Genomic DNA, 25,097 nt, shown 5'->3' with positions numbered 1-25,097 from the left:
TCCTGGCTCACTTGGATATTTAGGAATTTCGTTTCCTTCTTTATCCTTGAATGATGTCTTAACTTTTTCGTAGATGTGTTTTGTATTTCCTTTTTCATCAATTTCAGTTCTAACAACATTATATCCTGGAATTGGTTCTGAAGGTTTAGCTCCATCTTTAGATGGAAGTAAATCTGTTTCTTTGCCATCTTTTTCGATAACTACAAATCTAGTATCTGGGCGAACTGTTGGAGTATATTTAGCTGTTACTGGTGTTCCGTTCTTATCAACACGTTTAACTGTTACTCCTGTAGCTTTTCCTACGAAGTTTGGCTCTGGAGTGAATGTTACTTTTCCATTTTCATCGATTGTATATGTTCCTTCGTTTGGTACTACTTTTTCAGTTGTTCCATCATCGAATTTTGGTTTTACATTTTCATCGATTGCTACTGGTACTTCTTTCCCGTTAAGTGTTACTTTTCCACCTGTAAATGTTGGTGTCCCTTCTTGAGATTGTCCTTTTGGACCTTCTGATTCAGCATCTTTAGAAGTTGGTGACACTGGGATTACTACTGGTGTGTATTTAGCTGTTACTGGTGTTCCGTTTTTGTCAACACGCTTAACTGTTACTCCTGCAGCTTGTCCTGTGAATGTTTTTTCTGGAGTGAATGTTACTTTTCCATTTTCATCGATTGTGTATGTTCCTTCGTTTGGTACTACTTTTTCAGTTGTTCCATCATCGAATTTTGGTTTTACAGCTTCATCGATTGCAACAGTTTTTTCTTGACCATTAATCGTTACTTTTCCACCTGTAAATGTTGGTGTCCCTTCTTGAATTGCACCTTGAACATTAGTTGTGATGACATCTGAACTTGTTGGTGTTGCTGGTTTTACAACTGGTGTGTATTTAGCTGTCACTGGTGTAGCATTCTTATCTTCACGTTGAACTGTAACACCTGTTCCTTTACCTGTAAAGTTCTTTTCTGGTGTAAATGTTACTATGCCGTCTGGAGTTACTGTATATGTTCCTTCACCATCGATAGTTACTGATTCAACTGGATCACCTGTTTTTGGATCTACCAATTTAGCTGGTTTATCTTCATCGATTGCAACAGTTTTTTCTTCACCGTTAACTGTTACTGTGCCACCTTCAAATGTTGGTTTACCTTTTTGAATTGAACCTTGAACATCTTCTGTTACAGTATCTGAACCTGTTGGTGTTACTGGTTTAACTGTTGGTTCATAAGTAGCAGTTGTTGGTGTTCCATTCGCATCTTTTGCTTGAACAGTTGCTGCTACTGGTGTACCTGTAAAGTCTTTATTTGGTGTAAATGTTACTTTACCTGTTGTTGGTTCAATTGTGTAGGTACCAACTGTATTTCCATCATTATCTTTTGCTGGAATTGTTGTATCATCTATTGGTTTTCCAGTTTCAGGATTTACTAATTTAGCTGGCTGATCCGCATCAATCTTCATAGGAATTCTTTCATCACCTGGTGTGAATGATGGAGTTCCTTCTTGTTTAGCACCTTGAATTCCTTCAGAAGTTGTTGGTGTTCCTGATGGTTCTACTGGTGTAATAGATGGAGTATAAGTTGTTTTTACAACTGTTCCATTTGTATCTTTTGCTTGGATCGTTACTGGCTCAACTTCACCCGCATACGTTTTATCTGTTGGTGTAAATACTGCATTCACTTTTCCATCTACGACTTTAAGTGTATACGTACCAATCACATCACCTGCTGGGTTCTTCGCTGGAACTGAATCTACTGCATTTTCATTTTCATCTAATAATTTAAATGAAGTTGTATCGATTGCTACTGTTTTTTCTGTTCCATTGATTTCTGTTTTACCTGGAGTAAATGTAACTTCTTTTGATTGTTCTACCCCTTGGATATCTGTTGAAGTAGCTGGTTCTGCTGTTGGAACTACTCCTACGATATGTGGAGTATAGGTTGTTTTCACAGTTGTACCATTTTCATCTTCTGCTTGAACATTCGCTGGTAATACGGTACCTTTATAAGTTTTATCAGTTGGTGTAAATGTTACAGTATTATTTGATGGGTCGATTGAGTAAGTACCTACTTTAGTAACTCCATCAGCTGCATATGCTGGAACTGTTGCTTCTGTTGGTACACTTCCATCTGCATTTACTAATTTAGCTGAATTCGCTTTAAGCGCTACTATTTTTTCTGTACCTGAAATTGTTGCTTTTCCTGGTGCAAATGCTACAACACCTGATTGTTCTTCACCTTGAATGTTTGTAGATTCAGCTGGTGTAGCTGTTGGTTTAACTCCTACGATTGTAGGTGTGTAAGTTGTTTTAACAGTTGTTCCATTTACATCTTCTGCTTGTACATTTGCTGGTAATACTTTACCTACATAAGCCTTATCAGTTGGTGTAAAGGTTACTTTATTAGTAGCTGGATCAACTGAGTATGTTCCTACTTGAGTAACTCCGTCCTCTTTATAAGCTGGTACTGTCGCTTCTGTCGGTACACTTCCATCAGCATTTAACAATTTAGCTGAATTTGGTTTAAGTTCTACTGTTTTTTCTGTATCTCCAATTGTTGCTTTTCCTGGAGCAAATGCTACAACTGCTGATTGTTCAGCTCCTTGAATATCAGTAGATGTTGCTGGTTCTGCAGTTGGTACTACTGGAACAACTTCTGGAGTATAAGTTGTTGTTGCTGTCGCTGTTACTTCAGTTCCAGCTTTATCAGCTCCTACCGGTACAGTTAACGATACACCAATTCCTTTTGTTTTACCTTTGAATGTTGGAAGTGGCCTGAATGTTACCACACCAGTTGTTGGATTGATTGTGTATGTTCCTTCATTCTCCACTGTTACTGATTTAACAAGTGAGTTATCTGTAGGATTAATTAATTTTGCAGGATGAGTTGCTGTTGGCGTGATAGCCTCTTCTTTTGTTGTTCCCGCAAAAGCTTTAAATACTGGAGTTCCAGTTTGTTCTTTACCTTGAATATCAATAGAAGTTTTTGGATCTGCAGTAATTGTTTTTGGTGTTACATTTGGAATATAAACAGCATCCATTGTTAACTCTGTTGTTGAATGAATTCCTGTATTATTGTTTACAAGACCATTTCTTTCTGTTAAAGCTGTCCATCCAGTTGTTTGACCATTCGCATCTACTGCGCGTAGAGCAACACCATCTGCTTTACCAACGAAGGTAGCTACTGGTGTAAAGGTTATACCTGTATCTGTAACATTATAGGTACCTTGACCTTCTTTTGTGTAAGTTTTTGAAAGAGAACCATCTGGCTTAACAATCATAACTCCATCAGCTTGTTTAGCTTTGGTTGTTTCTAAACTGATATTATTTCTTTGTTCTGAATAGTATAATTTACCATATGAGTTGAAGGTTGTTTTTCCGTTTCCAGATCCAACATTTGACGCATCATCACCTTCAGCTCTATTCACAAATTCGAAGTCAATCGATTGCGTTTCACCTTGAACTCCCGTAGTTTCTTCCTTATCCCCACGAGGTGGAATTGCTACTTGGATTTGGTTATCTTCCACTTCCCCTGAGTATGCAATTCCTACTGGTTTTTCAATTTGAGACTCTTCTTTAGCAATACGAACACGGAAATTCACATTTTCTTTTGTTGTATCAATAATTTGCGTATTTCTGAATTTTAATGTTACTTTTTGATTATTTTCTGTAACTTTTACAATTTCAGATGCTTCATCCGCATCAAACTTACCGTTATTATTGAAATCGATAAATCCACGAACATAAGCTGGATCTAATGTACCATTATAACTTGTATTACCATTTACAGAAGCTCTAATATTCACTTCATAAGTGTCATCTGGAGCTTTTACTAATTTTACTTCTGGTTCACCAGTATCTTTATTATTATGTACATCTGCAGCATCAATTAATTGTTTAACACCTTCATCGGCAGAATCACTTCGATCATCTGATCCTTCTCCACGAACACGAATTCCTGGAGCTGAATCAATGTCTGCTTTTTCAGTTCCTAAGAATGGTTGTTGAATTTGTCTAACTTCATTTGTATTCCAATCTGTTGTTTCAGTTCTAATAAAGTGTTCTGCTGTTCCATAAGATTCTGGAAGATCTCCGAAATCAGAGATTTTAATCCCAACCATTGTACTTTGTTGACCAGCTGAAATGATATAAATACCAGCTTCAGTAACATTTGCTGATGATACAATTGGTGAAGCATAGTTTCCACCATTTGAGTAAGAACCAAAAATTTGTGAACCTAAACCTGCTGTAGCAGAATCTCTAGTCGCAAACATTTTTGCTGCAAGTGCTTTATTAAACTCAGGTGTATTATAAGTAATTGTAGCATTTACTTTTTGGAAGTTTGGTGTAGGTTTATATTGAGTCTTACCATCTCGACCGATAACACCTGCTAAATCCCAAGGTGTACCGTTAGTAGTATAAATTTCCGCTTCTAATTCTCCAGCACTGATATCCTCACCTGAAGCCATTACAATCCCCGGTTGTACCGGCTTATTATTATAAGTTGCTGAAACAGAAAAGATAACCCCAGCTGTAACTCCTCCTACTTGACTTCCTGTATCCGTTATTGGTGCAATTGCAGTTTTATGGTTTCCTGTATTAATCCCATTTCCTCTTTCACGTACATTTGTATATCTTGGATCTTGTGGTACCGCTCCAAATCCTGTTGCACGGTTAAATTTATTCTCTTTATCTGCATCATAACTCGCTGCATGTTCAGTTCCTGCTACACGTTGTTTATACGCTTCTGTAGTTTCGAAAGGTTTTAATTCTTTAACAGTTAATGTCACAACATATCCAGGCATTATTTGTTTTTGATATTGTGAACCAATTTGTAATTGAATTCCATTTTTCAAATTAGTCCAAGCTGATGTATCAGAAAAATCAAGCCAATGGATTTGATCATTTAAGGTTGCAATTTCTTTTGAGTTTTTCTTAATTGGTACATCTGCTAATGTTGCATAGCCATGGTCTTCTAACCATTTTTTACCTAATTCAGTTGTACCATCTGTCAAGGCAGTAGTTTGTACTTCTTCTAAGTTAACTGAAAACTTACCATCTCGGCCGATTCCTGCATTTTTCAATTCATTGTAGACTGCAAGGATAGATTCGTTAAGGCGCTCCAATTGAGCATCTACTTGCTCTTTTGTAATACTCTTATCAGCTAACAGTGTTTTCGTTTCAGCAAGAACTGCTTGGTTTTTAGCTACTGCCGCTGTAACTGCTGCCTTGTTTTCTTCTTTGACATCAGCCTTAGCAAGTTGAGTCTCAGCCAATTTATTTGTTACTTCAGCTTCTGATGACACTTGTGTCAGAGTTGTTGTAGCCGTTGAAAGTGCTTTTTCAACTGGAGTTGCAGTTTTTTCTGCTTCTGCCTTAGCTGCTTCCTGATCAGCTGCCTGCTTCTTATCGAAACCAGCAGTATTTGACTCTGTTACAACCAAACTTAAAGCAGATACTGTAGCTGCCTGTTGATCAACTTCTGCTTGACTAGCCTCTGCATTAGCAAGAGTTGCTTTAGCTGTAGTCAAGGCTTCCTTAGCTGAGCTCAGTACAAAAACCTCTGCATACTTAGCCGTTGAAAGTTTTGATTCTAAAGTTGAAATGCTAGCTTCAAGAATCTCTTTTTTAACTTTTTTAGCTTCTTCTACTTTATCAGCTTCTGCTTTGACTGATTTATCTTTAGAATCCGCCTGATTCCCTAGATTAGCAGTTGTTACAGACGAAACTTCAGCCCCTTGTACTTCAGTAGCCGAAACTGCTCCATTCCCAAGGAACATCAAACCAGCTGCAATCGCAACTGATGCAGCTCCAAAACTATACTTACGGATACCATAACGAAGGTATTTTTCCGTTCTAAAATCTTGTTGGTTTCTCTGCATGAGATACACAACCTCCTTATTTTTTTAATAATGTTGATTTCAAACACTAGGAAAAATACCCCCCCCTTAAATTTTTATGCAATATTAAGAGGTTGATATCTTAAATTAGGTATTAAAGATAAATCAACATTTGGTTTTATTATATCATTTAGAACAATCTATTGCAAGATAAAAATTTTCGTTCGACAATCATAAAAACAGAAACCTTGTGTAAATATGTAGTTCTCTGGTTGTTTTTTATAGTATTTCAGAAATATTATACCAACTTAGGAATATTGAAATAATTGATACGGTTGTAATCCATATAATTTTTTTTACAAATCAACAGAAAACAATTCCTATTTCTTTATTTTTATCAATCATCAAATCACGTTCAAAAACACCAAAATGAGGCTGAGAAAAACTCAATTTCTGGATCCAACAAAATAAATTTTCTCAAATAAAAAAACGAGCACTTTCGTACTCGTCTTTGTTTATAAACTACTGATTAAAGTGAGTTTACGTCAACTTTGATACCAACACCTTGAGTAGTTGTGATAGTCAAGTTTGTTACGTAAGTTCCTTTAGCTGTAGCTGGTTTTGCTTTTTGGATTGTTTCGTTGAAAGCTTTAAAGTTTTCAACCAATTTTTCAGCTTCAAATGATACTTTACCGATGATTGCTTGAACGTTACCTGCACGGTCAGCACGGTAAGTAATTTTACCACCTTTAGACTCTTCAACTGCTTTAGCAACATCCATTGTTACAGTACCAGTTTTAGGGTTTGGCATCAAGTTACGTGGTCCAAGGACACGTCCAAGACGTCCAACAAGAGCCATCATGTCAGGTGTAGCGATAACTACGTCGAAGTCCAACCAACCATCGTTGATTTTAGCAACAAGGTCATCTTCACCAACAAAGTCTGCACCAGCAGCTTTTGCTTCTTCAGCTTTTGCACCACGTGCGAAAACAAGAACGCGTGAAGTTTTACCAGTACCGTTTGGCAATACCATTGCTCCACGGATTTGTTGGTCAGCTTTTTTAACGTCGATGTTCAAGTTGTAAGCAACTTCTACAGTTGCGTCAAATTTTGCAAAGTTAGTTTCTTTTGCAAGTGCTACAGCTTCTTCTACGCTGTATGCTTTTGTGCTGTCGATTTTCTCAAGAGCAGCACGAAGTTGTTTGCTTTTTTTAGCCATTTTCTATTCTCCTTGTAAGTGGTTCAATCGATTTTCATCTCCCACGTCACTCCTCGAAATGATGAAGTCTTGCGGGTTTTCAGTCTATTATTTTTCTTTTCCTACAGCCTTAAGCTCCCTTGCTGTACCCAAGTACAAGCTTCAGTCACTTGCCTAGTATGAAAAGCAACTAATAGACTGCTGTGAGATTTTCTACTGTGTTATTGATTAGTCAACAACAGTGAATCCCATAGAACGAGCAGTACCTTCGATCATACGCATTGCAGACTCTACGTTTGCTGCGTTCAAATCTGGCATCTTAGTTTCTGCAATTTCTTGTACTTGTGCACGAGTAACTGTAGCAACTTTAGTTTTGTTAGGTGTACCTGATCCTTTTTCAACACCTGCAGCTTTTTTCAAAAGAACAGCAGCTGGTGGTGTTTTAGTGATGAAAGTAAATGATTTATCTTCGTAAACTGAGATAACAACTGGAATGATCATACCAGCTTGGTCAGCTGTACGAGCGTTGAACTCTTTTGTGAATCCCATGATGTTGATACCAGCTTGACCAAGAGCAGGTCCAACCGGTGGAGCTGGTGTAGCTTTACCAGCAGGGATTTGCAATTTTACAAGTTTTTCGACTTTTTTAGCCATTTTTAAATCCTCCTTTGTGGTTTTGGCGGTAATTAAAGATTTTTACCTCCCACAAGTATGCTTTACACATACTCATCTATTATACACTATTTATTTGAAATTGCAAGAGAAAAGTTTCTTTTTTAATCGACGTAATCTCCGCCTTCAAATCCATAGTATTCTTCCAAACTGAGACCACTTGCAGCAATTTCTTTAGCTTCTTTTCCGACATAACGAAGATGCCATTCTTCAGCCATGTAGCCTGTTTCCTTTTCCTTACCTTTGAGATAACGGACAACAAATCCATAATCAGCTGCATGATCCAGGAGCCATTGGGCTGCTTTTTCTTCTGTTACTAAATCACCATCAGTCCCAATCACATCAAAGGCCAAACCAGTTTGGTGTTCACTATAGCCAGGTCGGGCAGAGTAGCGGTCAGCTGCTGCCTTCCCATCTTGGTTGACATAATCTTGATAGAGCTTGGTCTGAGTTTCATAACTTCTAAAACCACTATAATGATCACTAATTGGGAAACCTGCCTCTTGCATAGCTTTAATGAGTTTGACTAACTCAGCCTTAGCTGTTGGATTTTCCCCTGGATTATAGTCTTTCGACAAAGGATAATGTTTATTTGCTACGATGATTTCATCGTATTTCCCTTGGATACTGTAGTAATCACCTTTGTTGACCACTTCTGCTTTTTTCTGAGTAGCCCCTTGAGACTTACTTCCAACTGTTCCATCAGCTTTGGCTGTTTGTTCTGTTTTAGCTGTTCCATCTTCATTTTTTGCTTTTTCTTGTGAACAAGCTGCTAGACTCAAGGCTAGCAAGGCTGTCAAGACAAGGTATCTTTTTTTCATTTCTACTCCTTTATTTCTAATAGTTTATCTACTTCTATCGATAAACGTTTAACTAATTGTTTAATCTCATCCGGACTTGCTTGGCAGGTTTCTGCTGTCATTTCTTCAAAAGGAACCCACCAAACTGGACCACGTCCTTTGAGACCGTGACCATTCATATCACCTCTTCGTCTAGGGAAAAGATGCCAATGAAGGTGGGCATCGCCATTGCCTAGAAGTTCGATATTCATTTTCTCAGCAGCAAAGGCCTTGGCAACTGCCTCTTGGACTAGACTCATTTCCTCTAGAAAACGGAGTCTTGTCTCCTTTTTTAAATGGTGCAATTCCGTGACGTGCTCCTTAGCTAGAAAGAGACTATAGCCTGTGAAATACTGGTGATCTCCAATGACAAGATAGCCTGTTTCCAACTCTTTGACAAAGTAGGGATTTTCCCCAACTTTAATTAGCTCAATTCTCTGGCAAATAAGGCACATATTAGCCTACCAATGCGCTCTTAAGATAGGTATCAACCATACGCTCTGTTGCGACTACCGAGTCAATATGAGTGCGCTCATAAGAATGGCTAGACTCGATACCAGCACCGAGAAGGGCGTGTTTGACCTCTGCACCTGCAGACATAGCCGCTGAAGCGTCCGAACCATAAAATGGATAGATGTCCAGCTTAAATGGAATATCTTGTTCTTTCGCCAAGGCAACTAAGTGTTGACGAAAGTCATAGTGATAAGGCCCAGAAGCATCCTTGACACAAATAGACACTGTATATTCGTCTGTTTGCTGGTCATCTCCCATAGCTCCCATATCCACAGCAAGATACTCTACTACCTGAGCAGGAATGTTAGAGTTGGCACCGTGTCCCACTTCTTCAAAGACTGAAAAAGCAAAATGGGTTGTTACGGGCAATTCAATCTTCTCTTCCTTATAAATACGAAGCAGGTTAAGCAAAATCGCTGCACTGACCTTATCGTCCAAATGACGAGACTTGATAAAGCCTGTCTCTGTCACGACAGTTCGTGGGTCAAAGCTGATAAAATCACCGACCTCAATACCAAGAGCACGAGTTTCTTTTTCACTGGTTACTTTTGCGTCCAAACGCACTTCCATATTGTCCTGCGTGCGTTCTGCAGTTCCTGCATCCTTATAGACATGGCAAGAAGTTTGGTGGATAAGGATGGTTCCTGATAGCTTTTGACCTGTACTAGCCACATGAATGGTACAGTTTTCTCCTTCAATCATGTTCCAAGGAAAACCACCGATACGATCCAACTTGAGACGGCCGTCTGGTTTAACAGCACGGACAATAGCACCAAGCGTATCTACATGGGCAGTCACATAGCGATGTTGCTCGTCATTTTGACCTTTAATAGTTACATTGACACCGCCCTTGGCTGTGCGAACTGGCTGATAACCAAAACCTTCTAGAGTCTTGACTAAATAGTCCGAAATCTCACGAGTGAAGCCCGTTGGCGACGCAATGGCTGTCAGTTCTTTGATATATTCTACTGTTTGATTCATTTCTTCACCTCTTTTGCTACCTATTATAACACATTTATCATCGGATAAAAAAAGAAAATCACTCCTGTAGACTTGACTACAAAAGTGATTTTATACTCAATGAAAATCAAAGAGCAAACTAGGAAACTAGCCGCAGGCTGTACTTGAGTACGACAAGGCGACGTTGACGCGGTTTGAATTTGATTTTCGAAGAGTATTAGTGATTATTCCATTTCAAAAACATCACTCTCTTGCTTGTTTGGTAGAACCAGTGAGAGCAAGATTCCAACGATAGCAGGCACCAACCATGGGAGAGATGCCTTAGCAAAAGGAAGAGCGTTGACAAGATTTGCAAGAAACTCAACCTTAAACGAGCTTCCTAGTACGCTTGCAATGGCAATAGCTGTAACCACCGCAATTGTCAACTGCATACCTGGTTTTGAAAGGGCAACAAATTTGTTCACAATAACAATCATAACGATGGCAATGGTGATTGGGTACAAGATAACCAGTACTGGAATGGAGTACTTGATAATCGCATCAAGACCCAGATTAGCAATAGCAAATCCAATCAAAGTAAAGGCTGTCGCATAAACCTTGTAGCTGATTTGTGGGAAGCGCTCATTAAAGAACTCAGCTGTAGACACAATCAAACCAACTGTTGTTGTGAAGCAGGTTACGGTAACCATAGCTGCAAGGAAGAGTTGAGCTGTTGAGCCAAAGATTTCTTGAGTGGCTTGTGACAAGATGTAAACACCTGGTGTTCCACCCTTCATCGCCTCAGCTGGTACCGAGAAATGATTTCCAAGGAAACCTAAACCGATATAAAGAGCGCTGAAGGCAAGGGCAACAACGATACCAACCACCCAAATAGTTGAAATGTATTCTTTCTTACTTGAGAAACCAAGTTGTTTCAAGGTTTGAACTGCGATTACGCTAAAGGCAACTGAGGCAAGGGCGTCCAAGGTATTGTAACCTTCTAGGAAACCTGTCCCAAAGGCAGAAGCTTGATAAGCAGCTGAAGCAGCTTGAGGACTTGTTCCACCGTATTTGAAAGCTCCCAGAACAACCAAGATAACAATCAAAATCGCAAAGACTGGCGTTAAGATACGGCCGATACGGTCTAAGATTTTTGATGGATTAAGCGAGATTAAATATGCTGCCGCAAAATACAGAACTGTAAAGACAATCAAACCAAGACCTTTACTTGCATCCGACAAAAGGGGGCTAATCCCTACTTCGTAAGCTGTTGTAGCTGTACGTGGGATTGCAAAGAATGGACCGATTGACAAGTAAAGAACTGAGAGGTAAAGAGTCGCAAACCAAGGCGCTATCTTTGTTGAAATCTCATAGATATATCCTTTAGGATTTAGCGTTCCAATAATCAGAGTCAAGACGGCGATACCGACACCTGAAAAGACAAAACCTGCGATGGCAGGAAGAAAATGTTCTCCAGATAGAGCACCTAGAGAAGGCGGAAAAATCAAGTTCCCCGCACCAAAAAATATTCCAAACAGGAGTAAACCTGTTAAGGCACCTTTTTTAGCCATGAAAATCTCCTTCATATTTATAAAATACTGACTTAGTATACCATGATTAGGAGTATGAAAAAAGCTTCACGAAGTAAATATTGAATGTTTTCAAGATTCTTAAAAATGAGAATTGTCTAAAAATAAAATCCCCTACCGAGATCACACTAAGTAGGAGAAATGCAAATTTTTAAAGTTCTTCAAAAGCCATCATGCCACCTTGGACATTGATAACCTCATAACCTAGTTCAGCTAGGAATTGGCAAGCACGCGCTGATCTCATCCCAGATTTACAAATGACATAATGCAACTGGTCCTTGTCCAACTGATCATAGCTATCAGCTAATTGACTCAGCGGTAGGTTTTGGGCACCTTCTAAATGAAGAGTTTCAAATTCATCCACTTCTCTCACGTCCACTAGAGAAAGTTGGTCATTTTGGTAAAGCTGGTAAAATGCGTCAAAGGTAATTTCTTTCATTCTTTTTCTCCTAATACTCTTCGAAAATCTCTTCAAACCACGTCAGCGTCGCCTTACCGTACTCAAGTACAGCCTGCGGCTGGCTTCCTAGTTTGCTCTTTGATTTTCATTGACTATAAAATTGCTTTAATTCTTTTTTTCAAATTGGGCACCACTTCTGACTCAAACCAGGGATTTTTGGCCATCCAAATTTGATTTCGCGGTGAGGGGTGAACTAGCGGAAAATAGGTTGGCAGATAGTTCTGGTAATGTTTTACCCGTTCTGTCACCTTGCCACTGATTTTTTCCTGTAGATAGTAGGCTTGGGCATACTGGCCAATCAAGAGGGTTAGCTGAATATCGGGCAATTCTTTCAAGAGCTGAGGATGCCATTTTTCTGCAAAACCCGCTCGCGGTGGTAAATCACCTGACTTGCCATGGCCCGGAAAGTAGAAATCCATAGGCAAAACCGCAAAATAACCTGAATTGTAAAAGGTATCTTCATCCACACCTAACCAGTCCCGCAAACGGTCACCACTTTTGTCCTTCCAGTAAAGGCCTGCTTCTTGGGTTTTAAGTCCCGGTGCCTGACCGATGATATTGATGCGAGCAGTCTTTGGCGCTGCAAAGAGAGGCTCGATGCCGCGTTCTGTATAGCTGGCATTCTGCGGATCCGCCATGATAGCCTGTTTGATTCTTTCAATTTGAGACATCTACTTTCCCTCCAAAAAGAAGTCTAAGCATAAGATCTCAGACTTCTATCGTTTTATTTGATCAATTCGTAAATAGCTTCGGCATAAATTGCTGCTGCTCGGAAAAGATCGTCCAAGGCGATAAATTCATTGGCTTGGTGCATGGTGTCAATTGAGTCTGGGAACATAGCACCGTAGGCAACTCCGCGTTCTAGCAAGCGACCAAAGGTTCCACCACCGATGACTTGCTCGTGACCTTTAAGGCCAGTTTGTTTTTCATAAACATTCAACAAGGTTTGGACAAGTGGATCTTCCATTGGCACATAGTGAGGCGTGTGACCGTGTTCAGAAAGGCTAACAGAAGCAACTGGCAAGTTTTCAAGGATTGACTTGATTTGTTCTGGACTTGTTCCTTTTGGATAGCGGATATTAAGGGCAATGGTATTGTCAGCACTTGTTTCATCAAAGCGGAAGACGCCTGCATTCATAGAAAGAGCACCCATCTTTTCATCCACATGGGCAATCTTGAGATTTTCACCCTCATGATCGTTCAAGAGAATCTTACCAGCGATGTCAAGGTAGTCTTTTGCAGGTCCTGCAAAGTCAAACTGACTAAGGAAAAGAGCTAGGTAAGTCGCACCATTGACACCTGAAGCAGGCATAGCACCGTGGGCTGATTTACCAATAATCGTCACCTTGTATTGGCCAGCTTCTTCTTGGAGTTCTCCTCTAAGTTTGTGTTCTGCAACAAAAGCATCTAGTTTAGCTTGCAAGTCAGTCAAGTCACCTGAAATAACTGCTGTTGCTGATTCAGGCACCATGTTTTCACGTAAACCACCTGTAAAGCTGTGAAGACGGGCAGCACCTGTATTTTCTCCTGCAAAGTGGAGGTATTCAGTAATATTTCCTTTTTCACCGTTGATGATAGGGAACTCAGCGTCTGGAGAGAAACCAAAGTCTGGCTTGGCAAGTCCTACGTGCTCGAAGTAGTAGTCCATGTCTGCCCAGCCTGATTCTTCATCTGTTCCGACAATAAAGCGAACTTTCTTAGAAGTTGGAAGACCCAATTCTTTGATGATTTTCAAGCCATAGTAACAAGCTGTTGTAGGTCCCTTGTCATCAGAAGCACCACGCGCATAAAGACGACCATCTTTGATAGTTGGTGTGTAAGGGTCTGTGTCCCAACCGCTACCAGCAGGCACTACGTCCATGTGGGCAAAGATTCCGAGGACTTCTTCTCCATCACCAAACTCGAAATGCCCTGCGTAGTTATCAACATTCTTAGTTGGGTAGCCATCACGGTCTGCGATTTCAAGGAATTTCTCCAAGGCTTTTACTGGCCCAGGACCAAATGGATGCTGAGCATCCGACTTGCTGTCATCACGTTCTGAGTTAATTTCCAAAAGGCTAAACAAGTCAGCCAAGAGGTCTTCTTTGCGTTTTTCTACTTCTGCTGTAAAATCAATTGCTGTCATATTATCTTCCTTCTATCTTTTCTCGATGATTTCATCTACTGGCAAGCGGTAGCTTGGTTCCAATTTCTCGTCTGTGTAACCCACTGTAATTAAGAGTTCTGGGCGGAAACGGTCTTCAATGTCCAAAACTTCATTGACTTTTGATTTGTCAAAGCCAAGAATAAGATTCGATCCGATTCCTTGGTCTGTAAGAGCCAGAACCAAGTTCATAGCAACCAAACCTGCATTGAGGGCTAGGTAGTCGCTGACTTGCTGTTCGTTATAGCGTGCAAATTCCGCAGGCAAATTCTTCATAAAATATTGAAGTTGTTCTTCAGAAAAGTTATTAGCACCACCAACTCGGGCAATCTTACGAGCACGTTTAGCCAAATCTGTGTCTGTAAACAAGGCAATAGTTACAGGCGCTGATGATACCTGTTCAAAGTTTGAACCGTAAGCCAACTTTGCCAATTCAGCATTTTTCTCACGAACCACCACAAATTTCCAAGGCTGGCTGTTGTGGGCACTTGGTGCCAAGGTTGCAATTTCGATAGCCGTACGCACATCTTTTGGATCAACAGGCTTATCAGTGAACTGCTTAGTCGCATGACGTTTTTTGTTTAATTCAAGAAATTTCATAATCGATTTCCTTTTCTAATTCTACTGCTTCCATTCTACCATAATTTGAAAGAGCTTGCAGAGATTTTTCATAGAAAGAAATTGGAACAAGGATAAGCAACCGAATGAAGAAAATCATTTAAATAAGGAAGCCCCTCATCCAGTTCCAATTAATTTTCAGTTACTTAAAGAAACTAGTCTATCTTATATTCTGACTTTATAGCCCCCAAGAAATCCTTCACATCCTCTACATACCCATGCTTTTCTATTAAGCTTGCTAATAGTTCCAGATTGTGCCCCTGATAGTTGTCTTCACGACGTAGCTCTTCATACATTTCGATAAAGGGAAGCCCCTTGGACTTGGCCAATTCTAACTCCGCTTCATAATCATAAGCGACTTTACGAAATAGGATATTTACCAATTCCCCATCTTCAACTTCTATCACGGCATACTGGGCACGGTGATTTTTTAACGCCTCCCAATTAAAATAGGGCATGCCAATCGACCCTGGATTGATGATTTGTTGCCCTTGACTGCCATAACGAAGCAATTGCTTGTGAACATGACCATAGACTGCCACGTCGGTTTCCGCATCTAGCAGTTGGTCAAATTTTTCTGTATCATTCCCAACCAGTAGATCTCCACCATAGTTTTTGTCAGGTAAATTATGTGTGAGAGAAAAACGCAGTCCCTCAACTTCTTTCTTTTCCAGCAAAGGCAAGCTTCGTAGCCAGACAATCGTTGCAGGATCCATTCGCTCCATCAAAAACTGGGTCATGCGCATTGACTGGATTTCTTTCGGATGTTCCAAACCATATTCGCCATCCAAGGCCTCAAGGATACGATCATCCCAATTGCCTCGAACACTGGCTGTGATGGGAAGATCCTTTAGCAGAGCGACTAAGTCATTTTCGCCTGGACCAGGAAGAAAAATATCTCCCAGAAGCCAGTATTCACTGACTCCTTGATTTTTAGCATCTGCAATCACTGCTTCTAGTGCAGTTGCATTGCCATGAATATCTGATAAAATTGCGATTTTATGGTTCATTGTGGTTTCCTTCCGTTTGGTAATCTACTCTTTCTTCCGCTACTTGAAGCAAGATTTCTGTTTCCTGCGGGTTCAACTTCCTCTGCACAGCCTCTGCTACTGCTCTTGGTACTCCAACTTCGACAATCTCATCCACACTGGCTTCCTTGATTTTGGTCAGAGACTTGAAATGTTTCATGAGATTTTGCTTACGTTTAGGCCCCAGACCTTCAATTCCATCCAGTTGTGATGAAAAGGAATTTTTGGAGCGCAGTTGGCGATGGAAAGTGATGGCAAAACGGTGCACCTCATCTTGAATGCGTTGGAGGAGGAAAAATTCCTGAGAATTGCGAGACAACTCTACCACCTCAAGTGGATCACCGAAGAGCAATTCATGGGTTTGGTGCTTGTCATTCTTTTGCAAACCTGCAATGGGAATATCCAAGCCCAGCTCCTCTTGGATGACTTGCTTGGCGATATTGACTTGACCTTGTCCCCCATCAATCACAATCAAATCTGGCGGAGTCAAACCGTCACGCTGTACTCGACCATAGCGTCTGCGAATGACTTCTCTCATACTGGCATAGTCGTCTGGCCCAACGACAGTCTTGATTTTATACTTACGATAATCTTTTTTACTTGGTTTGCCGTTGACAAAGACCACCATGGCTGAAACAGGACTGGTTCCCATGATATTGGAGTTATCGAAGGACTCAATGCGAACTGGGGTTGGGATCTGGAGTAAACGTCCCAGATTTTCAATAGCTCCTTGGGTCTTTTCGACAGATTTTTCTAGCAGATTGAACTTCTGCTCCAGACTAACACGAGCATTTTTTATGGCTAGATTGACCAGCTGTTTTTTCTCTCCACGCTGGGGTTTGAGAATCTTAGTATCCACCAAGACCTTGACCGCTTCTTCGTCAATATCCTGCGGAATCAGCACCTCATTGGGAACTAGATGAGATTTTTCTTGGTAGAATTGTCCAACATAAGTTAGAAAGTCCTCATCCGGATCATTATAATAAGGGAAAAGATTGACATCCCGCTCAATGAGCTTACCCTGACGGACAAAGAAAACCTGCACACACATCCAGCCCTTGTCCACATAGTAGCCAAAGACATCCCGATTTTGGAGATCCTTAGCCATGACCCGTTGCTTGGTTCGAAGCGTTCCAATGGCCTGAATCAGGTCACGGTATTCTGCCGCACGTTCAAATTCCATAGTCTGGACTGCCGTTGCCATCTTTCCCTTGAGATCATCAATAATTTTGTCATCCTGCCCTTTTAGAAAATCAGAAACCTCCTGAGCCATGGACTTGAAATAGGCCTCATCTTTTTTACAGATGGTGTGGGCCATACATTGACCGATATGGTAGTAAAAACAGACCTTAGAGGGCGGATTGGTACACTTACGAAAAGGAAAAATCCGATCCAGCAACCGCTTGATTTCATTGGCTGCGCCCACATCTGGATAGGGACCAAAGTAGAGACCTCCGTCCTTCTTGACCTGTCGGGTAATAATCAAACGAGGATAGCGTTCATTGGTGATTTTGATGAAAGGATAAGACTTGTCATCCTTGAGCATGATATTGTATTTAGGCTTATTTTCCTTGATCAGGTTGATTTCTAGGAGAAGTGCCTCAATATTGGACTCAGTAACGATAAATTCAAAATCTACAATTTCAGACACCAGAGCCTCTGTCTTAGTATCATGACTTCCACGGAAATAAGACCTCACGCGGTTACGCAGATTTTTAGCCTTTCCAACATAGATAATGGTGCCGTTTTTATCCTTGTGAATGTAGCAACCAGGGCTGGTCGGCAAGAGCTCTAGTTTTGATTTAATCAAGTTATTCATAGTTCCATTATAGCAAAAAAGTAGGGAAAGATAATCCCCTACTCATTGGTCTCATATAATTTTCGAAGGTTTGCAACATCCTCTTCCTGGATGCCATAAAAGGAACCTGCAGGTTGCATCACAGACTTCTCATCTGTATGGTCCAAGCCAATCGCATGACCCAACTCATGTTCTGCCGTATGGACAATGCGCTCATAGGAATAACCATAGTCTGGATTGGACAGATAATAATGATTCAACCGCACCGTTACGGATAAGAATTGCCCTGTCAAGAGATTGGTCTGACTTTCTGCCTCTCCTGCCACAGGAGTACCTCCGTCATTCATCTCCGTAGCCAGGATATCTGCCTTGCTGGACTCGGTGACAATTTCAAAGTTAAAAGCACCAGTTTGATTCCAATTCTGGATTGCTTCTAAATAAGCTTCTTGAAAGCGTGAATCCATCTGGGGATCTAGGTAAATACGAGCAGAAGCCTGCGGCCACCTTCCTTCAGAGTGTTGATGGTTATCTGTCTGGTTCAACTTAGGCAGTTGCCCAGTTTTTTCCCATTGGTCAATACTTTGTTGACCAATCTTTACTGACCGTTCTGCTTGCTTTAGCGCTCCTTGAAAATCCCCGTTCAGATACCAGAGAAGACCGAAAGCAAGAGCACATAAGAGCACAACTATCCAAAACAGGCGCCAAAACAAACGCCACACAAAAGAAAAGAAAGCCCCTATCAAACGAAAAATCCAGCGCATTTCCCTCCACCTTTCTAGCAAATAAAGTCTATTTTACTAAAACAAGCTGAAAGAAAGCTAAATTATGACAATCTCTCTTCTAATTTGAAATCAATTGGCAGAGTTGCTAGAAACCGTTCCAATTGTTTTTCCCAATAATACCACTCGTGAGTTCCAGCGCTATGGCTATAGGTCACATCAAATCCTATTTTTTTGAGGTTTTTCACTGCCAGATTATTGGCTGCATACAAGAAATCCTGTTCACCACACCAAGCCCAAAGCTTGGTCTTTTTGTCCGATTTTTTAGCCAGACTTTCTAGAGAATAGGTGCTTGCTGTCCAATCCTTAATCTCCCCAAACACACCCCTCCAATAAGCCGGTGTTCCCAGATTTTGACTCTCAGGAGAAAAATCTTGAAAACTAAGGGCACCTGAAAAGCTAGCTGCATGAGAAAAACGATTTGTAGCAAGAGCCAGTTTGAAACAGCCATAGCCTCCCATAGAGAGACCAGCGATAAAGGTATTTTCACGCTTGCTGGTCATATTAGGGAAGAAGCGTTTCAAAACCTGTGGCAATTCCTCCGCTAGAGCTGTGTAATAGTCAAAACCATACTGGGTATCGGTGTACCAACCGTTGCTGGTATTGGGCATGACGACGATGAGATTAGTCCCTCGAAGTAAGCGTTCTACATTGGTCCGCTTGAGCCAACTATTATGATTGCCAGACATCCCGTGCAAGAGGTACAAGACAGGGATATCTGTACACTCTGGTTCTTCCACTCGATTGACATCGGGGTAAAGAACATTCACTCCCCACTCCATATCCAAAACTTGTGAGTAATACTCGATTTTCATTACTGCCATATTTTTTTCCTTTATTTTTCTATAAGAAAAAGCCGAAACTCGACTTTCTCTCTGTTTATTTCAACGATTATTTTGCTTCCATGACTACTGGTAGAATAGCTGGACGTCGCTTGGTTTGGTCAAAGAGATACTTGGTCAGATTATCACGAACCTTCCCTTTGAGATCTGCCCAGTCAAAGTCATCTCCTTGGAGATAGTCTTCTACCGTTTGGTTAATCAATTCTGAACTTTCACGGAGAATATCGCGACTCTTCTTGAGATAAACAAATCCACGCGTATGAACACGAGCCTTGGCCACAATTTTCTTCTCACGACGATTAACGGTGATTGCTACGATAAAAATTCCATCCTCTGACAAGACCTTACGGTCACGAAGGACCACATTACCAACATCACCAATGGCATTTCCATCAATCAAGACATCCCCTGCCGAAACCGCTCCAGCTGGGACAAAGTCTCCATTCTCATAAGCCATGCTGGTTCCCTTTTTAGGGATGAAAATGCGTTCTGGCAACATCCCAACTGCCATAGCAGCCTTAGCATGGGCATCCAACTCACGGTATTCCCCTTGAATTGGGAAGAGATACTTGGGTTGCAAGAGGTTGATCATCAACTGCAAATCACGCGCATTTCCGTGGCCTGACACACGCAAGCTTTGGGTGATCAATTTGACAACACCACCAGCTTGGTAAATCATATTTTCCACACGCGCCATAACTGCTTCTTTAGCAATAGACGGAGTGGTTACGATATAGACCAAATCACCGTCCTTGATTTCCACATAACGGTGGCGACCAATCGACATTTTACGAAGACCATTGATTGGCTCACCCATACGACCTGTCTCAAGGATAATCAACTCACGGTCTTCAAAGCGAGACATATCTTTTGGCTTAATCAAAAGACTTTCGTTAGCTAGGGATAATTTCTTGAGGCGAATAGCAGTACGGACGATATTTTCAATATCAAATCCTGTCAAGACAACACGACGGCCTGTAGCATCCGCAGCATCAAACACCTGCTGGATACGAGAGAGGTTGCTGGCCACCGCTGCGACGATAATACGGCCATCCCAATCAGAAATGGTTTGAGTGATCTCGTCCCCAACTTCACTTTCACTAGCCACTTGGATATTACTGTCTGCATTGGCTGAATCGCTGAGAAGAGCTAGAACTCCATCACGACCGATTTCTGCCAAACGAGCGAAGTCTGTCGCATAAGATTCACTAGCTGTCTGGTCAAATTTGAAGTCACCTGTATAAACGATACTACCTTCAGCTGTCTTCAAGACAACACCCAAACTTTCTGGGATAGAGTGGGTCGTACGGAAGAAGGAAACCACTGTCCCTCCAAAATCAATCTCCGTATCCTCATCGATAACATGAAAATCATTGAATTTCTTAACTGTGTCATTTCCTTTGACAAAGAGTTTGGCCAACTCAATGGTCAACTCAGAGCCAAATACAGGTACCTTGGCTTCAGCCAAGAGATAAGGCAAAGCACCAATAGCATCCGCATGCCCGTGAGTCAAGAAGACACCAGCGATACGGTTGCTATTTTCAAAAAGGTAGTCCATATTTGGAATAACGACGTCCACCCCTAGTTGTTCATTTTCAGGGTATTTCAGACCTGCATCCAAAACGAAAATAGACCCATCGATTTCAGCGATATACATATTTTTCCCATTTTCACGCACACCACCAAGTGTTGTTAAACTGATATTACTCATTTTTCCTCCGAAAGCTTAGTTTATCTTGATTATAGGGTTACTTACCCTCTTATTCTAAAAGCACTACTTTTAGCCGAATCTTTTCCTACCATTATACCATTTTTTTGATGATTTTCAAAATGAAGATTTGTTTTCAAAAAAGAGCTGGTTTCCCAACTCTTTCCTATGATCTACTCTTTTTCCATTAAAAAGTCATAAATTTCTTGCACGGTACCCAGCGCCATCATTTCTTGGTCTTTGACGGTTTGTTTGAGATTTTGGTAAATCTGACTTTCTCCGATTTCTCTCTTTGGCGCTTCTTTATTCACTGTCATGACCCCGTCTTTGATGGTCACAAAACCTAATTCTTCAAATATTTGAATCATCTTGACCAGCAAGATTTGCTGAATATTAAGATAAGCTGCCAAATCTTTCAGCTTGTAGCGAATATCAAACTCTGGGAACTGGTAGATAGTCTTGTACAATTTGGCAAACTGTTCTCTAGTCCCATACCCCGTTAGATAGTAGGCCTTGTCAATATCATTTTTAAAATAAACAGCAGAAAAATTCTGTTTCTGAAAAATAGTCTTCAGCTGAGTAATATCCTCAGGAATGGTTTTTACAACAACTGCGTCACTAGCTACTAAATCTGGTAATTCTCCAGCAAAATCCAAGACTGGAACCCCTTCTGGCAAGACTGCATTTTTCCCACGAATGTTAAAAAGTTGAACACCCTCCACCCGCGCATCCACCATCATCAACTGGAGGGCAGTTTGGCCATTCCATTGGTTGACAGACAATTTGACTGCCAACTCTAGGTTCTTGGTTTGAGAAAACTCTGTCGCCCATTTTCCTTGACCAAAGGCTACCACTTCAAAACTCGCTTCACCTTTGGAAATTTTCAGCTTGAGATGGGCATTGCCCGCCCCCATGGTACGGGCACTTTCGACTTGAAAATTTTTGATATAAAAGACAGGTTTCTGATTGTCCATTCCAAAGGGAGCTAAACGTTCAAAACTTTTGACTGTTTCCAAGCTAAGTGTCTCCAAATCCAATTCTTCATCTAGATTTAGCTTGTTCTTACCGCCAGCATCTGCACCTTTTTCACGGACATAATCTTCTAATACTTGAGATAAATCTGAAAGTTTCTCAACTTCCAGCGTCATGCCAGCTGCGCCAGCATGGCCACCGAAAGCGATAAAGAGGTCGCGATGAGGATCCAGAGCCTCAAAAATATCCACTGCTTCCACACTACGAGCACTACCCTTGGCACGACCGTCTTCTATATTAAGTACAATGACTGTCTGCCCCAATTCTTCCAACAAACGACCAGCCACGATTCCTAGAACCCCAGGATTCCAACCTTCCTTAGCCAAGACTTGGACCTTCTTCTCAGGATCCACCATGGTCTTGGCTTCTTCATAGATAGATTGCACGATTTCCTTGCGCTCTTCGTTTTTCTGATGAATCATAAGGGCAATCTCGTGTGCTTCCTCATCATCAAATCCAGTCAACAAATCAATGGCAGGATTAGGATCATCCAAACGTCCCAAGGCATTCAAACGAGGGGCAATCTGGAAACCTACCGTTTCTTCTGTTACTTCGTTGGCGGCAATCCCAGCCATGTCCAGCATTTCTTGTAGACCAATACGCTGAGTATGCCCCAGCATTTCTAGACCATATTGAACCAAGATACGGTTCTCATCCGTCAAACTAACCATATCCGCAATAGTTCCGATAGCAACCAAATCAAGCAATTCCACTTGCACTTCTTCTAACAGGGCACAAGCTAACTTGAAGGCCACTCCACAACCAGCCAAATATTTGAAAGGATAGTCCGCATCTGGATGTTCAGGGTGAACGATGGCATAGGCATCTGGTAAGGTTTCAGGCATAGAATGGTGGTCAGTCACAATGACATCTACCCCCATAGACTGAGCCAGTTCAATAGCCTCGTGACCAGCAACCCCATTATCCACCGTCACAATCAAGGAAATCCCTTCTTGCTCGATAAAGTATTTATAGACACTGGCATTAGGTCCATAGCCATCAGTGAAACGATTTGGCAAGTAAACACGGCACTCAGCACCAAGCTGTTCCAAACTTTCCTTCACAATAGAAGCCGAAGTCATGCCATCCGCATCGTAGTCTCCATAGATGAGAATATTTTCCCCTTCTTCAATGGCCTGACGAATCCGTTCCACTGCCTTGTCCATATCATGGAGCAGATAAGGGTCATGCAAGTCCTCCAAGGAAGGTTCTAAAAACTTTTTCAGACTTTCTTGGTCCTGAATCCCTCTTTCAAATAATAACCGAGCCACCTCAGGACCCAGTCCAGCCTTCTTGGCTATCTTTGTAAAATCCGCATCTTCTACCTGCGGGGCAAACTGCCATTCATAAGTAGGTGTTATCAAAAAGACATCCACTCTTTCTAAGAATTCTATCGTTTCATTATAACATGATTTAGACTTTTTCACTATCCAGATTGCTTTCTACAAAAATTTTACTAACTTTTTTCTGATATGATTTGACAAGACAAATCTTTTGGTGTAGAATCATGTTATAAAATCTAACACAAAGGAGATTCCTTATGGCTTTAGTAGAATTTGAACACGTCGAAAAATATTACGGAGACTACCATGCACTCCGCGACATCAATCTCCGTTTTGAAAAAGGACAAGTCGTTGTACTCCTAGGCCCTTCTGGTTCTGGGAAGTCCACTCTTATCCGTACCATCAATGGTTTGGAGGCTGTAGACAAGGGAAGTCTTCTAGTCAACGGCCACCAAGTTGCTGGTGCCAGCCAGAAAGATTTAGTTCCTCTTCGCAAGGAAGTCGGCATGGTTTTTCAACATTTTAACCTCTATCCGCACAAAACAGTGTTAGAAAACGTAACACTTGCACCCATAAAAGTTCTAGGAATTGATAAAAAAGAAGCTGAAAAAACAGCCCAAAAATATCTGGAATTTGTTAATATGTGGGACAAGAAAGATTCTTATCCAGCCATGCTATCTGGTGGACAAAAACAACGGATTGCCATCGCACGTGGACTCGCTATGCATCCTGAACTCCTCCTCTTTGATGAGCCAACATCTGCTCTTGACCCTGAAACCATCGGCGATGTTCTGGCGGTTATGCAAAAATTGGCCCACGATGGTATGAATATGATTATCGTTACCCATGAAATGGGCTTTGCCCGTGAAGTTGCTGACCGCATCATCTTTATGGCTGATGGAGAGGTTTTGGTGGATACGACCGATGTCGATGACTTTTTCGACAATCCAAGCGAACCTCGTGCCCAACAATTCCTCAGTAAAATCATCAACCACGAAAGTGACAAAGTCAAATAAGGAGGCGCCTATGAAAAAGAAATTCTTTTTATCCGCATTATTGATTAGCCTTTTCGGACTTGCTGCTACCAAACCAGTCCAAGCCGATACCAGTGTCGCAGACATTCAAAAAAGAGGCGAGCTAGTTGTCGGTGTCAAACAAGACGTTCCCAATTTTGGCTACAAGGATCCCAAGACAGGAACCTATTCTGGTATCGAAACCGACTTGGCCAAAATGGTAGCTGATGAGCTCAAGGTCAAGGTTCGTTATGTGCCGGTTACAGCACAAACTCGCGGACCCCTTCTAGACAATGAACAGGTCGATATGGATATCGCAACCTTCACCATTACAGACGAACGCAAAAAACTCTACAACTTTACCAGTCCCTACTACACAGACGCTTCTGGATTTTTGGTCAATAAATCTGCCAAAATCAAAAAGATTGAGGACCTAAATGGCAAAACCATCGGAGTTGCCCAAGGTTCCATCACCCAACGCCTGATTACTGAACTGGGTAAAAAGAAAGGCCTGAAATTTAAATTCGTCGAGCTTGGCTCCTACCCAGAATTGATTACTTCTCTACACGCTCATCGTATTGATGCCTTTTCCGTTGATCGCTCTATTCTATCTGGCTACATCAGTAAGCGGACAGAACTACTAGATGATAGTTTCAAGCCATCTGACTACGGTATCGTTACTAAGAAATCAAATACAGAGCTCAACGACTATCTTGATAACTTGGTCACTAAATGGAGCAAGGATGGTAGTTTGCAAAAACTTTATGACCGTTACAAGCTCAAACCATCTAGCCATAATGCAGATTAAGGA

At 41.2% G+C, this 25,097-nt stretch carries 19 protein-coding genes; 2 read left to right on the top strand and 17 right to left on the bottom strand.

The window, feature by feature from the left end:
• The 17 genes from NMM17_RS04105 to recJ all read right to left on the bottom strand — a co-directional run.
• Window positions 1–5,874, bottom strand: a 5,874-nt coding sequence (locus tag NMM17_RS04105) for a GEVED domain-containing protein (RefSeq protein WP_254753890.1), incomplete at its 3' end; no start/stop codon positions are given.
• Window positions 5,875–6,361: 487 nt separating this feature from the next.
• On the bottom strand, window positions 6,362–7,051 hold the full coding sequence (gene rplA / locus NMM17_RS04100; protein ID WP_001085675.1) for a 50S ribosomal protein L1: 690 nt from the start codon (window positions 7,049–7,051) through the stop codon (window positions 6,362–6,364).
• Between the two features lie 207 nt (window positions 7,052–7,258).
• On the bottom strand, window positions 7,259–7,684 hold the full coding sequence (rplK, locus tag NMM17_RS04095) for a 50S ribosomal protein L11 (protein WP_001085807.1): 426 nt from the start codon (window positions 7,682–7,684) through the stop codon (window positions 7,259–7,261).
• A 122-nt stretch (window positions 7,685–7,806) separates the two neighbouring features.
• Window positions 7,807–8,523: an LD-carboxypeptidase LdcB/DacB gene (gene ldcB / locus NMM17_RS04090; RefSeq protein ID WP_084927745.1), complete on the bottom strand. Its 717-nt coding sequence runs from the start codon at window positions 8,521–8,523 to the stop codon at window positions 7,807–7,809.
• A gap of 2 nt (window positions 8,524–8,525) precedes the next feature.
• Window positions 8,526–8,996 carry an HIT family protein gene (locus NMM17_RS04085; RefSeq protein ID WP_084927747.1) on the bottom strand — a complete coding sequence of 157 codons (471 nt, stop codon included), beginning with the start codon at window positions 8,994–8,996 and terminating at the stop codon, window positions 8,526–8,528.
• Between the two features lies 1 nt (window position 8,997).
• Window positions 8,998–10,035: a M42 family metallopeptidase gene (locus NMM17_RS04080; RefSeq protein ID WP_254753889.1), complete on the bottom strand. Its 1,038-nt coding sequence runs from the start codon at window positions 10,033–10,035 to the stop codon at window positions 8,998–9,000.
• 203 nt (window positions 10,036–10,238) lie between these two features.
• Complete coding sequence (gene brnQ, locus NMM17_RS04075; protein WP_254753888.1) at window positions 10,239–11,564, bottom strand: branched-chain amino acid transport system II carrier protein; 1,326 nt, start codon at window positions 11,562–11,564, stop codon at window positions 10,239–10,241.
• A 169-nt stretch (window positions 11,565–11,733) separates the two neighbouring features.
• Window positions 11,734–12,021 (bottom strand): rhodanese-like domain-containing protein, encoded by a 288-nt coding sequence (locus tag NMM17_RS04070; RefSeq protein ID WP_254753887.1) that lies wholly within the window; start codon window positions 12,019–12,021, stop codon window positions 11,734–11,736.
• Window positions 12,022–12,134: 113 nt separating this feature from the next.
• A complete protein-coding gene (locus tag NMM17_RS04065) occupies window positions 12,135–12,713 on the bottom strand; it encodes a uracil-DNA glycosylase family protein (protein WP_254753886.1) in 579 nt (192 codons plus the stop codon).
• A gap of 53 nt (window positions 12,714–12,766) precedes the next feature.
• The gene (pepV, locus tag NMM17_RS04060; protein WP_254753885.1) at window positions 12,767–14,167 is read right to left on the bottom strand and encodes a dipeptidase PepV; all 1,401 of its coding nucleotides are present in this window, start codon (window positions 14,165–14,167) and stop codon (window positions 12,767–12,769) included.
• 12 nt (window positions 14,168–14,179) lie between these two features.
• Window positions 14,180–14,785, bottom strand: a complete 606-nt coding sequence (locus NMM17_RS04055) for a nitroreductase family protein (protein ID WP_000670185.1) — start codon at window positions 14,783–14,785, stop codon at window positions 14,180–14,182.
• 173 nt (window positions 14,786–14,958) lie between these two features.
• Entirely contained in the window at window positions 14,959–15,813 is an 855-nt protein-coding gene (locus NMM17_RS04050; RefSeq protein WP_254753884.1) for a metallophosphoesterase, read from the bottom strand.
• Window positions 15,803–17,650: an excinuclease ABC subunit UvrC gene (gene uvrC, locus NMM17_RS04045; protein WP_254753883.1), complete on the bottom strand. Its 1,848-nt coding sequence runs from the start codon at window positions 17,648–17,650 to the stop codon at window positions 15,803–15,805. Before uvrC ends, NMM17_RS04050 begins: the two co-directional genes overlap by 11 nt.
• A gap of 38 nt (window positions 17,651–17,688) precedes the next feature.
• Entirely contained in the window at window positions 17,689–18,390 is a 702-nt protein-coding gene (locus NMM17_RS04040; protein ID WP_254753882.1) for a M57 family metalloprotease, read from the bottom strand.
• A 62-nt stretch (window positions 18,391–18,452) separates the two neighbouring features.
• Window positions 18,453–19,232 (bottom strand): alpha/beta hydrolase family protein, encoded by a 780-nt coding sequence (locus NMM17_RS04035; protein WP_254753881.1) that lies wholly within the window; start codon window positions 19,230–19,232, stop codon window positions 18,453–18,455.
• Window positions 19,233–19,299: 67 nt separating this feature from the next.
• A complete protein-coding gene (locus NMM17_RS04030; RefSeq protein ID WP_254753880.1) occupies window positions 19,300–20,961 on the bottom strand; it encodes a ribonuclease J in 1,662 nt (553 codons plus the stop codon).
• 170 nt (window positions 20,962–21,131) lie between these two features.
• Window positions 21,132–23,354 carry a single-stranded-DNA-specific exonuclease RecJ gene (gene recJ / locus NMM17_RS04025; protein ID WP_254753893.1) on the bottom strand — a complete coding sequence of 741 codons (2,223 nt, stop codon included), beginning with the start codon at window positions 23,352–23,354 and terminating at the stop codon, window positions 21,132–21,134.
• 176 nt (window positions 23,355–23,530) lie between these two features.
• Between recJ and NMM17_RS04020 the strand changes: the two genes are divergently transcribed.
• On the top strand, window positions 23,531–24,289 hold the full coding sequence (locus tag NMM17_RS04020) for an amino acid ABC transporter ATP-binding protein (protein ID WP_001229568.1): 759 nt from the start codon (window positions 23,531–23,533) through the stop codon (window positions 24,287–24,289).
• A 10-nt stretch (window positions 24,290–24,299) separates the two neighbouring features.
• On the top strand, window positions 24,300–25,094 hold the full coding sequence (locus tag NMM17_RS04015; RefSeq protein ID WP_254753879.1) for a transporter substrate-binding domain-containing protein: 795 nt from the start codon (window positions 24,300–24,302) through the stop codon (window positions 25,092–25,094).
• The last annotated feature ends 3 nt before the right edge of the window (window positions 25,095–25,097 follow it).

The organism is Streptococcus sp. CF7_Ac1-12, assembly GCF_024295905.1.
Classification (GTDB): domain Bacteria; phylum Bacillota; class Bacilli; order Lactobacillales; family Streptococcaceae; genus Streptococcus; species Streptococcus mitis_AP.
Note: the sequence above shows the minus strand (reverse complement) of the source record. Positions and strands in the feature narration are given on the sequence as shown.